We start from the raw sequence: 12,719 nt of genomic DNA, 5'->3' as shown, positions 1-12,719 counted from the left end.
ACCGCTGAAACCGCCTGCCAGGCCAATGTGTTTGCAGACCCTCTTCCAACAATAAAAACCAGGTGTCGTTATGCGTGATTATGAATCCGTCGTTACCTCTTTCGATTATCTGCAGCTCGCCGCTCGGGAGCTGCAGGGTGAGCTCACTGCCATGAATGCCTGTATCGAATGCTGCGACCGGCACGCCGAGGGCGATGCAGTGGCGCTGTATTGCGAAGCGCAGGATGGCCGCGCCGCGCGCTATACGTTTCGCGAGCTGCAAGCCCACGCGGCAGGCTTCGGCAACTTTCTGCGCGAGCAAGGGGTCAAGCCCGGGGACCGCGTGGCCGGCCTGATGCCACGCACGGTTGAACTGTTGATTGCTGTGTTAGGGACCTGGCGCATCGGCGCTGTTTACCAGCCGCTGTTTACCGCCTTCGGCCCCAAGGCGATCGAACAGCGGCTGGGCTGCTCCGGCGCCCGCTGGATCGTGACCGACACGCACAACCGCGCCAAGCTGGACGACATTGCTGACTGCCCCAACATCGTCGTGGCCGGTGATGTCTCGATCAACGCGGGTGACCACGACTTCTGGGGCATTGTTGGCCGCCAGCCTGAGGATTGCGCCCCCGTAATGCTGGACGCCAGTGCACCCTTCCTGCTGATGTGCACATCGGGTACCACAGGGCCGGCCAAACCGCTGGAGGTACCGTTGAGCGCCATCCTTGCCTTCAAGGGTTACATGCGTGATGCGATTGATCTGCGTGAGGGAGACCGATTCTGGAACCTTGCCGACCCCGGCTGGGCCTATGGCCTGTATTACGCCGTGACCGGCCCGCTGGCGCTTGGACACGCCACGTTGTTCTATGACGGCCCGTTCACGGTGCAAAGTACCCAACACGTCATTGCCAGGTACGCCATCAACAACCTGGCAGGCTCGCCGACGGCCTATCGCCTGCTGATCGCGGCGGGGGCCGAGTTCGCCGACGCCGTGCGTGGCCAACTGCGGGTGGTGAGCAGCGCCGGCGAGCCGCTCAACCCGCAGGTCATCCGCTGGTTTGCCGAAGAACTCGGGGTGGTCATTCACGATCACTATGGCCAGACCGAAATCGGCATGGTGCTGTGCAATCACCACGCGCTGCGCCATCCGATACGCGAGGGCTCGGCCGGTTATGCGGTGCCCGGTTACCGTATTGTCGTGCTGGATAAAACTCATCGGGAACTGCCGACCGGCCAGCCTGGGACACTGGCGGTCGATCGCGAGCGCTCGCCCCTGTGCTGGTTCGGCGGGTACCTGGGTATGCCGACCAAAGCCTTTGTCGGCCGTTATTACTTGAGCGGCGATATCGTCGAGCTCAATGACGACGGCAGCATCAGCTTCGTCGGGCGTACCGATGACGTGATCACCACGTCCGGCTACCGCGTCGGGCCTTTCGATGTGGAAAGCGCACTGATCGAACACCCGGCGGTGGTCGAAACCGCCGTGATCGGCAAACCCGACCCGCAACGCACCGAGCTGATCAAGGCGTTTGTGGTGCTGAGCAGCCAGTATCCGCCCAGCGCCGAGTTGGCTGAAGAACTGCGCCTGCATGTGCGACAGCGCCTGGCCGCACATGCTTACCCACGGGAAATCGAGTTCGTCGAGCACCTGCCCAAGACCCCCAGTGGCAAGTTGCAGCGGTTCATTCTGCGCAATCAGGAAATTGCCAGACAGCAGGTGCTCGACACATGACACAGGAAATCGCAAAAGGCTATGCCAGCGGTGTACGTGAAAACCGTGGCTGGAGAGGAAGTCCAGTGGACTTCAGAAACGAAAAAAGCGGCACAAGGCCGCTATTTCCGTGGCTTCCAGGCGCTCTGTTGGCCTTAGTGGAAGCGAATATGGCGCAGCGGACGGGACTCGAACCCGCGACCCCCGGCGTGACAGGCCGGTATTCTAACCGACTGAACTACCGCTGCGCGTAACACATGAAGCGAATGGTGGGTGATGACGGGATCGAACCGCCGACCCTCTGCTTGTAAGGCAGATGCTCTCCCAGCTGAGCTAATCACCCTTCGTTTCGGTGTGGGCGCATCATACACCAAAAAATCGTAATGTCTTGATTTAAATGCACTTTATTTAAAAAAAGATTCATTCACGACTGTTTGCCATATTTCGGACAATAAAAAGCCCGCGATTAAGCGGGCTTTCCGTGGCGACCTGGCGTTCAGCATTCCAGGTAACCGAATATGGCGCAGCGGACGGGACTCGAACCCGCGACCCCCGGCGTGACAGGCCGGTATTCTAACCGACTGAACTACCGCTGCGCGTAACACGTGAAGCGAATGGTGGGTGATGACGGGATCGAACCGCCGACCCTCTGCTTGTAAGGCAGATGCTCTCCCAGCTGAGCTAATCACCCTTCGTTTCGGTGTGGCGCGCATTCTACGGAGCGACCCTGGGTCTGGCAAGCACTTTCTTGAATCTTTTTTTTCAGCGCTTCCAATGGCTTACGCAGGGTTGGCCTGCGGCCATATCAAGAGAATAATGCCCTCCTTTGTATAGAGGAGAGACTCACCCCATGTGGTTCAAGAACCTGCTTATCTATCGCCTGACCCAAGATCTGCCTGTTGATGCCGAGGCGTTGGAAGCGGCCATGGCCACCAAACTGGCGCGCCCGTGTGCAAGCCAGGAGCTGACCACTTACGGTTTCGTCGCCCCTTTCGGTAAAGGTGAGGACGCGCCTCTGGTTCACGTCAGCGGCGACTTCCTGCTGATCGCTGCGCGCAAGGAAGAACGTATCCTGCCGGGCAGCGTGGTACGTGATGCGGTCAAGGAGAAAGTTGAAGAGATCGAGGCCGAGCAGATGCGCAAGGTCTACAAGAAGGAACGCGATCAGATCAAGGATGAAATCATCCAAGCGTTCCTGCCCCGGGCCTTCATTCGTCGCTCGTCGACCTTCGCCGCCATCGCGCCGAAACAGGGCCTGATCCTGGTCAACTCGGCCAGCCCGAAACGCGCCGAAGACCTGCTGTCGACCCTGCGCGAAGTGATCGGCACCCTGCCGGTACGCCCGCTCACGGTGAAAACCGCACCGACCGCGATCATGACCGACTGGGTCACCACCCAGAAGCCGGCCGACGATTTCTCCGTGCTCGACGAATGCGAACTGCGCGACACCCACGAAGACGGCGGCATCGTGCGCTGCAAGCGCCAGGACCTGACCAGCGAAGAGATCCAGCTGCACCTGACCACCGGCAAGGTGGTGACCCAGTTGTCGCTGGCCTGGCAGGACAAGCTGTCGTTCATGCTCGACGACAAGATGACCGTCAAGCGCCTGAAGTTCGAAGACCTGCTGCAGGACCAGGCCGAACAGGACGGCGGCGACGAAGCCCTGGGTCAACTGGACGCCAGCTTTACCCTGATGATGCTGACGTTCGGTGATTTCCTGCCGGCGCTGATCGAAGCGTTGGGCGGCGAAGAGAGCCCACAGGGCATCTAAAGCCATGTGAAGATCAAAATGTGGGAGCGGGCTTGCTCGCGAAGGCGGTGAGCCAGTCAATATATTGGCTGACTGATCCACCGCTTTCGCGAGCAAGCCCGCTCCCACCTTTGATGTGTGTTGACACTTCAAGAATCCAATAACAAGGACATCCCCATGCGCGCACTCGCCGCACTGAGCCGCTTCGTCGGCAATACCTTCGCTTACTGGGTGTTGATCTTCGCGGTGCTCGCCTTCGTCGAACCCGGCTGGTTCATCGGCCTGAAAAGCGCCATCGTCCCGCTGCTGGGCCTGGTGATGTTCGGCATGGGGCTGACCCTCAAACTCGAAGACTTCGCCGAGGTCGCTCGCCACCCGTGGCGCGTCGCCCTGGGCGTGGTCGCGCATTTTGTAATCATGCCGGGCGTAGCCTGGTTGCTGTGCCGGGCCTTCAACCTGCCAGCGGAAATTGCCGTCGGCGTGATCCTGGTCGGCTGCTGCCCGAGCGGCACCTCGTCCAACGTGATGACCTGGCTGGCCCGGGGCGACCTGGCGTTGTCGGTGGCGATTGCCGCCGTCACCACCCTCCTCGCCCCGCTGCTCACGCCGGCGCTGATCTGGCTGCTGGCCTCGGCCTGGCTGCCGGTGTCGTTCATGGAGCTGTTCTGGTCGATCCTGCAGGTGGTGCTGCTGCCGATCATACTCGGCGTGCTGGCGCAACGCGTGCTCGGCGCGCGGGTGCGCCATGCGGTGGACGTGCTGCCGCTGGTGTCGGTGATCAGTATCGTGATCATCGTCGCCGCAGTGGTGGCTGCCAGCCAGGCGAAGATCGCCGAGTCGGGCCTGCTGATCATGGCCGTGGTGATACTGCACAACAGTTTCGGCTACCTGCTGGGCTACTTTACCGCGCGCGTGTTCAAGCTGCCGTTGGCGCAACGCAAATCGCTGGCACTGGAAGTGGGCATGCAGAATTCCGGGCTGGGCGCGGCATTGGCCAGCGCGCACTTCTCGCCACTGGCGGCGGTACCGAGCGCGTTGTTCAGCGTCTGGCACAATATTTCCGGGGCGTTGCTGTCGACCTACTTCCGCCGCATGAGCGAGAAAGAAGACCGTCGTCTGCTGGAGGACGCGCCGCAAACTTGATCGCTCGATCAATCTTCGGCACTCTACCGAGCTTCGCGGGGACGACCTCGCGACGCTGTCAAAGCGCCGAATCCGGGGACGACCCCGCCTGAGAAAGCGAGGTCATCATGTCCTGGATCATCCTGTTTTTTGCCGGCCTGTTTGAAGTCGGCTGGGCCGTCGGTTTGAAGTACACCGACGGTTTCAGCAAACCACTGCCCACTGCCCTGACGATTGCCGCCATGGCCATCAGCCTTGGCTTGCTGGGCCTGGCCATGAAGGAACTGCCGCTGGGCACTGCCTACGCCATCTGGACCGGAGTGGGTGCGGTGGGCACGGTGATTGCCGGGATTATCCTGTTTGGGGAGTCCATGGCGCTGTTTCGGCTGGCGAGTGTGGCATTGATTATCTGCGGGCTCATTGGCCTCAAGATCTCCACCTAAGCCACTGCCGCTATCGGGAGCAAGCCCCCTCCCACACGTGGAATGCATTTCAAATGTGGGAGCTGGCTGGCCTGCGATGAGGCCCTCACTGCCGACACAAAACTACCTGATACTCCCGCGCAACCCACCCACCACCGCCTGCAAGTGCGCAGGCGTTGCCGACTCGACCGATACCGGCTCGCCCGCCACCAGCACCACCCGCGACCAGATGCGATGAAAGAACCCCTTGTGCGGATCACGGCTGAAAAAGCTGCCCCACAACCCCTGCAACGCCATCGGAATCACCGGCACCGGCGTCTCCTCGAGAATGCGCGTCAGCCCACCGCGAAACTCATTCATCGCGCCGTCAGCGGTCAACTTGCCCTCGGGGAAGATGCACACCAGTTCGCCCTCCTGCAGATACCGCGCAATGCGCGTGAAGGCCTGTTCATAGATCTGGATATCTTCATGCCGCCCGGCAATCGGGATAGCGCCCGCGGTGCGGAAGATGAAGTTCAGCACCGGCAGGCGGTAGATCTTGTAATACATCACGAACCGGATCGGCCGACGCACCGCGCCGCCGATCAACAGCGCGTCGACAAACGACACATGGTTGCACACCAGCAAGGCGGCGCCTTCGTCCGGGATCTGTTCGAGGTTGCGATGCTCCACGCGGTACATGGAATGGCTGAGCAGCCAGATCATGAAACGCATGGTGAACTCGGGGACGATCCTGAAGATGTAGGTGTTGACCGCGATATTGAGCAGCGACACCACCAGGAACAATTCGGGGATCGACAGCTTGGCCACGCTCAGCAGCAGGATCGACACGATGGCCGACACCACCATGAACAACGCGTTGAGAATGTTGTTGGCGGCAATCACCCGCGCACGTTCGTTTTCGGCAGTGCGCGACTGGATCAGCGCATACAGCGGCACGATGTAGAAACCGCCGAACACGCCCAGGCCGAGAATATCGAACAGCACCCACCACGCCTGGCCGTAGCCGAGCACCGCCAGCCAGTCGTTGGGCTGGACGTTCTGCGGGAAGCCGCCGGAATGCCACCACAGCAGCAGGCCGAACACCGTCAGGCCGAACGAACCGAACGGCACCAGGCCGATCTCCACCTTACGCCCGGAGAGTTTTTCGCAGAGCATCGAGCCCAGCGCGATGCCCACCGAGAACACCGTGAGGATCAGCGTCACCACGGTTTCGTCGCCGTACAGCCACTCCTTGGCGTAGGCCGGGATCTGCGTGAGGTAGATTGCCCCGACAAACCAGAACCATGAGTTACCGACGATCGAGCGCGACACCGCCGGCGTCTGCCCAAGCCCCATGCGCAAGGTGGCCCACGACTGGGTGAAAATGTTCCAGTCCAGGCGCAACTGCGGGGTGGACGCCGCCGCCCGTGGAATGCTGCGGCTGGCCAGATAGCCCAGCACCGCCACGCCAACAATCGCGGTGGCCACCAACGGTGCGTAATGGGCGGATGACATCATGATGCCCGCACCAATGGTGCCGGCGAGGATGGCGAGGAAGGTGCCCATCTCCACCAGACCGTTGCCGCCCACCAGTTCATCGTCGTGCAGGGCCTGGGGCATGATCGAATACTTCACCGGGCCGAACAGCGCCGAGTGCGTGCCCATGGCGAACAGCGCCAGCAGCATCAATTCAAGGTGGTTGATCAGAAAGCCAGTGGCGCCCACGGTCATGATCACGATTTCGCCGATCTTGATCGCGCGGATCAACGCATCTTTGTTGAATTTCTCGCCAAACTGCCCGGCCAGTGCCGAGAACAGGAAGAACGGCAGGATAAACAGCAAGGCGCAGAGGTTGACCCAGATCGAGCGATCACCGTCGAGGGTCAGCTTGTAGAGAATCGCCAGGATCAGCGATTGCTTGAAGATGTTGTCGTTGAATGCGCCCAGCAACTGGGTGATGAAAAACGGCAGGAAACGCCGGGTGCGCAGCAAGGTGAATTGCGAGGGGTGGCTCATCGTCCGTGTTCCTGCGTGGCCTGTTATCGAGTCAGGCCACGACTTTACCTAACTCTGCCTACTTATTCGCTAACCCTGCAATGCAAGGTGAAACAAAAAGCTCACCTTTATAGGCGCCCTGCACGGTACGCCTGGCCACAATCAGCCACATCAGCGCCAACGCCACCACCAGTGCGCTGCCAAATACGCTGAAGAACCCCAAGTGCAGCAGATTCGCCAACTTCAACGTTGCCAGCGCATACACCCCCAATGGAAAGGTAAAGCCCCACCAGCCGAGGTTGAACGGAATACCGGCGCGCAGGTAACGCAGGGTGATCAACACGGCAATCAGCATCCACCACAAACCGAAGCCCCACAGCGTGATGCCCGCGACCAGGCCCAGGCCGTTGGCCATCTCGCCGACTCCGGGCAAGCCGTTGGCAGCAAAAATCGCTGGCGCGTCGCCACCCAGCAGCAACATGCCCAGGGCGCCGGTGCCGATGGGTCCAAGCGCCAGCCAGCTCGAGGCGGCCATGTTCGCGTGTGGCAATTTGTGCAGGGCCATGCGCAGCATCAGGATGGTCAGGATGCTGAACGCCACCGGCAGGGAAAACGCCCACAATACATAGCTGGTCACCAGCATCACCCACTGCGAATGCGCATCCGCCAGGTGCGGCGCCAGCAGCCCACCGCTCGCCGCCGCGACTTCAGCAGCGACCACCGGCAACAGCCAGACGGCGGTCATCTGGTCGATGCTGTGTTCCTGGCGGGTGAACATCATGAATGGGATCAATACGCCGCAGGCCAGGGCCATCGCCACATCGAGCCACCAGATGACTTCGGCCACCGCGATCACATCGCCGCCCCAGCGCGACAGGCCGAACACCAGCAGGCCGTTGAGAATGGTCGCCAGGCCCATGGGGATCGTGCCGAAGAACATCGACACCGTGGAGTGCCCGAAAATGCGCCGCGCCTCGTTGAAAAACATCACCCAGCGCGCGGCATACAACACGCTGAACAGGATGAACAGGCCGCAGGTGAACAGCCATAACCCTTCACCCAGCGTGCGCAGCGCGGGCAGGTTGACCGGCAATTGGGCCAGGGCCAGCGCGAGCACGCCGGTGCCCATGGTGGCGGCGAACCAGTTGGGGGTGAACTGGCGAATCACTTCCCGGGGTCGGGTCAGGTGGCTGAACGGCTTGTAGCTGATGGTATTCGGGCAGGTCATGCTGGCGATCCTCTTCCTCGTATGAGGTGGAGGCCATCATAGAAGCTGAGCGAATATCTATATAACGGGTAATATCTCTAACTGTTATCTATTTTACCAATATGCACCGACTGCCGGCTCTGCCACATCAGCGCAGCCAGGGCACCCAACGCCAGCAGGATCAGCACCGCGCCATAACCGTCGGTGGTCGCGATCAAGCCAAAACGTCGAATCAGGTTGCCCGCCAATAACGACGGCAAACAGAACGCCAGGTAACTCAGCACATAAAATGCCGACATCAAGCCCGCCCGCTCATGGGGCAAGGCCAGCGGTACCACACTGCGCAAGGCGCCCAGAAAGCCTGCGCCAAAGCCGCTGCCGGCGATCAGGGTGGCGATGAAAAACAGCGGCAGGCTGGCGCTATGCACCGCCGTAAGGATCAGGGCCACGCCGATGGCCAGCAATCCGGCGCCGAGGCGCAGCACCTTGTCCGCGGGTCGATTGCGCAGGGTGAGGATCATCAGCGCGCCACTCAAGGTCAGCACCGCCACCAGGCCGCCACCGATCAGGTTGGACGTCGAGCCGGTGGCCGCCCGCACCAGCGACGGCGCCAGGGAGAGGTAGAACCCGCCCATCGCCCACACCGCCACATCCACCGGCAACGACAGCCACAACGCCCGGCGTGCCTGAGGCGGCACATGCAGGGTCGGACGCAACGAGGCCAATGCACCCGGGATACGGCTCACGCTTTCCGGCAGACGCCACACATACACGGCCTGCAATACCATCAGCAGCAACAATGTGCAGTAGATCAACTGGGTCGGCAGCGGCGCGAACTCCACCAGCAAACTGCTGCCCATCGCCCCACACGCCATGCCCAGCAACGGCGCCACACTGTTGACCAACGGGCCCTGCTGGCGGTCGCTGTCGAGCAGCGCCGCGCCCAACACCGCGGTGGCCATGCCGGTGGCAAACCCTTGCAGGGTGCGCGCAGCAATCAGCCAGGCCACACTGCCTTCATTGATAAACAGCAACATCGCCAGCATATTCAGGACCAGCGCGGCAAAAATCACCGGCTTGCGTCCGAGGTAGTCCGACAACGAACCCACGGTCAGCAACGCTGCCAGCAGGCTCATGGCGTACACCCCGAAGATCAGTGTGAGCATGCCCGCCGAAAAATGCAGACCTTCCTGATAGAGGTGATACAGCGGCGTCGGCGCACTGGAAGCGGCCAGGAACGTCAGCAAGGTGATCGCGAGGAACACCAGACTGGGACGATGAGAGGTGGGACTGGACATAGGCACGCTCCGCTAAAGCTAATATTTTGCTTTTGCGGAGTGTGCTACCGGCTGGCTCTTAAAGCAAATTCTTTGTGTTAAGGTCGCAACCATGGCGATAAAAGAAGGCCTCCGCCCGGGGGGCCGTAGTGCCCGGGTACAAGAATCCGTTCATTCGGCGGCGCGTGAACTGCTGGAAACCCATGAGCGTTCCAGTGTTACGGTGCCGATGATCGCCGCACGTGCAGGTGTCACGCCCTCGACCATCTACCGGCGTTGGGGTGACCTTGGTGTGTTGCTCGCGGATGTGGCCCTGGCCCGCATGCGCCCGGACAGTGAGCCGGCCAACACCGGCAGCCTGCGCGGCGATGTGCAGGCCTGGGCCGAGCAGTATCTGGATGAGATGAGCTCCGAGCCAGGGCGCAACATGATGCGCGACCTGCAATGCAGCGTGACCCCGGGCTGCTGCGTGAGCATCCTCAGCGGGCAGCTTCAAGTGATTGTCGATCGCTATCCCGACAGCAACCCACCGAGCGTGGCCCACTTGATCAATCTGATCGCGGCGCCGACGGTATTTCGAATTCTGTTTTCAACGGCGCCGCTCACCGTGCAAGAGCTGCACGCCCTGATCGAGCTGGCATTGAAAAAGTAGAGGCCCTACCCAAATCCAAATGTGGGAGGGGGCTTGCCCCTTCCCACATTTTTGGCCTGGTTAAGGTCAGCAGTTATGTACGCATCCCGCGCCCGCTCACCAGCAACCGTGCACAGCCGAAGTACAAGACAATAGTGGCAACGATCATGAAGGTGATCGCCACGCTGATCCTGATATCCGACACACCCAGAATGCCGTAGCGGAAAGCATTGACCATATGCAACACCGGGTTGGCCAGCGACACGGTCTGCCAGAATGGCGGCAGCAGGGTAATGGAGTAGAACACCCCGCCCAGGTAGGTCAGCGGCGTGAGCACGAAGGTCGGGATGATGGAGATATCATCGAAATTGCGTGCAAACACCGCGTTGATAAACCCCAGCAGCGAAAAGATCGTCGCCGTCAGCACCACCACCAGAATGGTGACGCCCAGATGGTGCACCTGCAGGTGAGTGAAGAACAGCGACAGCAGGGTCACGATCACGCCGACCATCAAGCCGCGCAGAACGCCGCCTGCGGTGTAGCCGATCAGGATGGTGTGCGGCGAAACCGGCGACACCATCAGCTCTTCGATGGAGCGCTGGAATTTGCTGCCGAAGAAGCTGGAGACCACGTTGCCGTAGGAGTTGGTGATCACCGACATCATGATCAGGCCCGGCACGATGTACTCCATGTAGGTGAAACCACCCATGTCACCGATCTGCCGACCGATCAGGTTACCGAAGATCACGAAGTACAGGACCATGGTGATCGCCGGCGGCAGCAGCGTCTGCGGCCAGATCCGGGTGAAGCGCTTCACTTCGCGATAGACGATGGTTTGCAGCGCGACGAGGTTGGGTTGCAGTTCGGAGCTCATACCGCCACCTTCGCCAGATTTTTCTCCACCAGGGACACGAACAACTCCTCAAGGCGATTGGTTTTATTACGCAGGCTCAGCACTTCGATGTTCTGGGTCGCCAACTGCGTGAACAGCGCGGTGATGCCCATGGCCTTGTCCACCTGGACTTCCAGGGTGCGACTGTCCACCAGGCGGCTCGGGTAGCCCAGCAACTGCGGCGGCGCCGACAACGGGTTTTTCAGGTCGAGCAGGAACGTTTCCACGTGCAGTTGGCCCAGCAGATTACGCATGCTGGTGTTCTCGACGATGGTGCCGTGGTCGATGATGCCGATGTTGCGGCACAGTTGCTCGGCCTCTTCCAGATAGTGAGTGGTGAGGATGATGGTGATGCCCTTCTCGTTCAACTCGGTGAGGAAGGTCCACATGGAGCGGCGCAGTTCGATGTCAACGCCGGCAGTGGGCTCGTCGAGGATCAGCAGGCGCGGCTCATGCACGAGTGCGCGGGCGATCATCAGACGGCGTTTCATGCCGCCGGACAGCGAGCGCGACGGCACGTCACGCTTGTCCCAAAGGCCCAGTTGGGTCAGGTACTGCTCGGCGCGCTCCTTGGCGACTTTCGACGGGATGCCGTAGTAACCGGCCTGGGTCACAACGATGTCGAAGGTTTTTTCGAACTGGTTGAAGTTGAATTCCTGGGGCACCACGCCAATGGAGCGCTTGAGCGCCGCCGGGGATTTGTCCAGGTCGTGACCGAAGATGTTCACCGTGCCGCTGGTCTTGTTGACCAGGGTGGAGAGAATACCGATGGTGGTGGATTTGCCGGCACCGTTGGGGCCGAGCAAGGCGAAGAAATCACCTTCGGCAACGTCCAGATCGATACCACTCAAGGCCTGGAAACCGTTGCCGTAGGTTTTGGTTAGCTGCCGGATGGACAGAGCGGAACTCATATCGGAATACGCACCAAAAGAAGGGAATGGAAAGGGTAGATGAAGGCGCACCGCAGGTAGTTCAACCGGGGTGCATGGCGGGCATGGTGAGTGCCCGCGTCACACAAGTACAGTCAAGCGCATTAATAGTGGGTATTAAGTCAACGCAGTCATCACTGCCTTGCGGAAGGCCGGGCGCTGTTGCAGGCGCTGGTACCAGGCCTCCAGGTGCGGCATGGCGGGGCGCTCGATGGGCATTTCGAACCAGGCGTAGATGAAGCAGCCGAGGGGAATATCGCCCATGCCGAACGCGTTGCCGGACAGATAAGGTTGCCCGGCGAGCGCTTGCTCAACGGTGTGGAGCGCATCGATACAGGCCTCGCGCCCGGCATTGATGCTGTCCGGATTTCGTTTTTCCGGCGCAGTGCGCACGATGCCCCAGAACACCGCTTTGAACGGATCGGCCAAGGTCGAGGTGGTCCAGTCCATCCATTTTTCCGCGTTGGCGCGGGCTTGCAGGTCAGCCGGGTAAAATTCCGACGCGTGTTTGGCGCAGAGATAGCGCACGATGGTGTTGGATTCCCACAGCACAAAGTCGCCGTCTTCGATCATCGGCACCCGGCCGTTGGGGTTCAATGCCCGGTATTGCGGCGTGTCGACGACCCCGAATGCCCCGCCCGCATCAATCGCCTCGTAGTCCAGGCCGAGTTCCTCGGCGCACCACAGTGCTTTCCTGACGTTTGACGAATTTTTACGACCCCAGATCTTCAGCATGACCGCTCCCTGATTGGGTGAATGGACAACATGTTGTAATAGAAACCGCAGCATACGACGCCTGGGTCGCAAAACGGTACTGCATGA

At 60.8% G+C, this 12,719-nt stretch carries 11 protein-coding genes and 4 tRNA genes; 5 read left to right on the top strand and 10 right to left on the bottom strand.

Annotated features, from left to right (window positions below):
- Positions 1–70 precede the first annotated feature (70 nt).
- Positions 71–1,711: an AMP-binding protein gene (locus JOE32_RS01220; protein WP_209980705.1), complete on the top strand. Its 1,641-nt coding sequence runs from the start codon at positions 71–73 to the stop codon at positions 1,709–1,711.
- 150 nt (positions 1,712–1,861) lie between these two features.
- Here the strand turns inward: JOE32_RS01220 and JOE32_RS01215 are convergent.
- The 4 genes from JOE32_RS01215 to JOE32_RS01200 all read right to left on the bottom strand — a co-directional run bounded on the left by JOE32_RS01215 (position 1,862) and on the right by JOE32_RS01200 (position 2,381).
- Positions 1,862–1,938, bottom strand: a tRNA-Asp gene (locus JOE32_RS01215).
- A gap of 19 nt (positions 1,939–1,957) precedes the next feature.
- Positions 1,958–2,033: transfer RNA gene (locus tag JOE32_RS01210), tRNA-Val, on the bottom strand.
- A gap of 176 nt (positions 2,034–2,209) precedes the next feature.
- Positions 2,210–2,286: transfer RNA gene (locus JOE32_RS01205), tRNA-Asp, on the bottom strand.
- Between the two features lie 19 nt (positions 2,287–2,305).
- Positions 2,306–2,381: transfer RNA gene (locus JOE32_RS01200), tRNA-Val, on the bottom strand.
- A 159-nt stretch (positions 2,382–2,540) separates the two neighbouring features.
- On the opposite strand from JOE32_RS01200, the gene rdgC reads away from it, so the two are divergent.
- From rdgC to sugE, 3 genes are all read left to right on the top strand, one after another.
- Positions 2,541–3,461 carry a recombination-associated protein RdgC gene (gene rdgC / locus JOE32_RS01195; RefSeq protein WP_209980702.1) on the top strand — a complete coding sequence of 307 codons (921 nt, stop codon included), beginning with the start codon at positions 2,541–2,543 and terminating at the stop codon, positions 3,459–3,461.
- Positions 3,462–3,617: 156 nt separating this feature from the next.
- The gene (locus JOE32_RS01190; RefSeq protein ID WP_209980700.1) at positions 3,618–4,583 is read left to right on the top strand and encodes a bile acid:sodium symporter family protein; all 966 of its coding nucleotides are present in this window, start codon (positions 3,618–3,620) and stop codon (positions 4,581–4,583) included.
- Positions 4,584–4,690: 107 nt separating this feature from the next.
- On the top strand, positions 4,691–5,005 hold the full coding sequence (gene sugE / locus JOE32_RS01185; protein WP_003237114.1) for a quaternary ammonium compound efflux SMR transporter SugE: 315 nt from the start codon (positions 4,691–4,693) through the stop codon (positions 5,003–5,005).
- A 102-nt stretch (positions 5,006–5,107) separates the two neighbouring features.
- Here sugE and JOE32_RS01180 read toward each other — a convergent pair whose 3' ends face one another.
- The 3 genes from JOE32_RS01180 to JOE32_RS01170 all read right to left on the bottom strand — a co-directional run bounded on the left by JOE32_RS01180 (position 5,108) and on the right by JOE32_RS01170 (position 9,466).
- Positions 5,108–6,982 carry an MFS transporter gene (locus tag JOE32_RS01180; protein ID WP_209980698.1) on the bottom strand — a complete coding sequence of 625 codons (1,875 nt, stop codon included), beginning with the start codon at positions 6,980–6,982 and terminating at the stop codon, positions 5,108–5,110.
- Positions 6,983–7,040: 58 nt separating this feature from the next.
- Positions 7,041–8,189, bottom strand: a complete 1,149-nt coding sequence (locus JOE32_RS01175) for a TDT family transporter (RefSeq protein ID WP_209980696.1) — start codon at positions 8,187–8,189, stop codon at positions 7,041–7,043.
- A 77-nt stretch (positions 8,190–8,266) separates the two neighbouring features.
- Positions 8,267–9,466, bottom strand: a complete 1,200-nt coding sequence (locus JOE32_RS01170; protein WP_209980694.1) for an MFS transporter — start codon at positions 9,464–9,466, stop codon at positions 8,267–8,269.
- 91 nt (positions 9,467–9,557) lie between these two features.
- On the opposite strand from JOE32_RS01170, the gene JOE32_RS01165 reads away from it, so the two are divergent.
- Positions 9,558–10,097, top strand: coding sequence for a TetR/AcrR family transcriptional regulator (locus tag JOE32_RS01165; RefSeq protein ID WP_209980692.1), 540 nt, complete (start codon positions 9,558–9,560; stop codon positions 10,095–10,097).
- Between the two features lie 73 nt (positions 10,098–10,170).
- On the opposite strand, the gene JOE32_RS01160 is transcribed toward JOE32_RS01165, so the two are convergent.
- From JOE32_RS01160 to JOE32_RS01150, 3 genes are all read right to left on the bottom strand, one after another.
- On the bottom strand, positions 10,171–10,950 hold the full coding sequence (locus JOE32_RS01160) for an ABC transporter permease (RefSeq protein WP_209980690.1): 780 nt from the start codon (positions 10,948–10,950) through the stop codon (positions 10,171–10,173).
- Positions 10,947–11,879, bottom strand: a complete 933-nt coding sequence (locus tag JOE32_RS01155) for an ABC transporter ATP-binding protein (RefSeq protein WP_057008301.1) — start codon at positions 11,877–11,879, stop codon at positions 10,947–10,949. Before JOE32_RS01155 ends, JOE32_RS01160 begins: the two co-directional genes overlap by 4 nt.
- Positions 11,880–12,014: 135 nt before the next feature.
- The gene (locus JOE32_RS01150) at positions 12,015–12,632 is read right to left on the bottom strand and encodes a glutathione S-transferase (RefSeq protein ID WP_209980688.1); all 618 of its coding nucleotides are present in this window, start codon (positions 12,630–12,632) and stop codon (positions 12,015–12,017) included.
- Between the last annotated feature and the right edge of the window lie 87 nt (positions 12,633–12,719).

It is taken from the genome of Pseudomonas sp. PvP025, assembly GCF_017832155.1.
GTDB lineage: Bacteria > Pseudomonadota > Gammaproteobacteria > Pseudomonadales > Pseudomonadaceae > Aquipseudomonas.
This window is presented reverse-complemented; position numbering and strand designations above follow the sequence as displayed.

Excerpts from the sequence above, each read along its gene's own strand:
- JOE32_RS01220 (WP_209980705.1), top strand. The coding sequence starts at position 71 with ATGCGTGATTATGAATCCGTCGTTACCTCTTTCGATTATCTGCAGCTC.
- rdgC (WP_209980702.1), top strand. The coding sequence starts at position 2,541 with ATGTGGTTCAAGAACCTGCTTATCTATCGCCTGACCCAAGATCTGCCT.
- JOE32_RS01190 (WP_209980700.1), top strand. The coding sequence starts at position 3,618 with ATGCGCGCACTCGCCGCACTGAGCCGCTTCGTCGGCAATACCTTCGCT.
- sugE (WP_003237114.1), top strand. The coding sequence starts at position 4,691 with ATGTCCTGGATCATCCTGTTTTTTGCCGGCCTGTTTGAAGTCGGCTGG.
- JOE32_RS01180 (WP_209980698.1), bottom strand. The coding sequence starts at position 6,982 with ATGAGCCACCCCTCGCAATTCACCTTGCTGCGCACCCGGCGTTTCCTG.
- JOE32_RS01175 (WP_209980696.1), bottom strand. The coding sequence starts at position 8,189 with ATGACCTGCCCGAATACCATCAGCTACAAGCCGTTCAGCCACCTGACC.
- JOE32_RS01170 (WP_209980694.1), bottom strand. The coding sequence starts at position 9,466 with ATGTCCAGTCCCACCTCTCATCGTCCCAGTCTGGTGTTCCTCGCGATC.
- JOE32_RS01165 (WP_209980692.1), top strand. The coding sequence starts at position 9,558 with ATGGCGATAAAAGAAGGCCTCCGCCCGGGGGGCCGTAGTGCCCGGGTA.
- JOE32_RS01160 (WP_209980690.1), bottom strand. The coding sequence starts at position 10,950 with ATGAGCTCCGAACTGCAACCCAACCTCGTCGCGCTGCAAACCATCGTC.
- JOE32_RS01155 (WP_057008301.1), bottom strand. The coding sequence starts at position 11,879 with ATGAGTTCCGCTCTGTCCATCCGGCAGCTAACCAAAACCTACGGCAAC.
- JOE32_RS01150 (WP_209980688.1), bottom strand. The coding sequence starts at position 12,632 with ATGCTGAAGATCTGGGGTCGTAAAAATTCGTCAAACGTCAGGAAAGCA.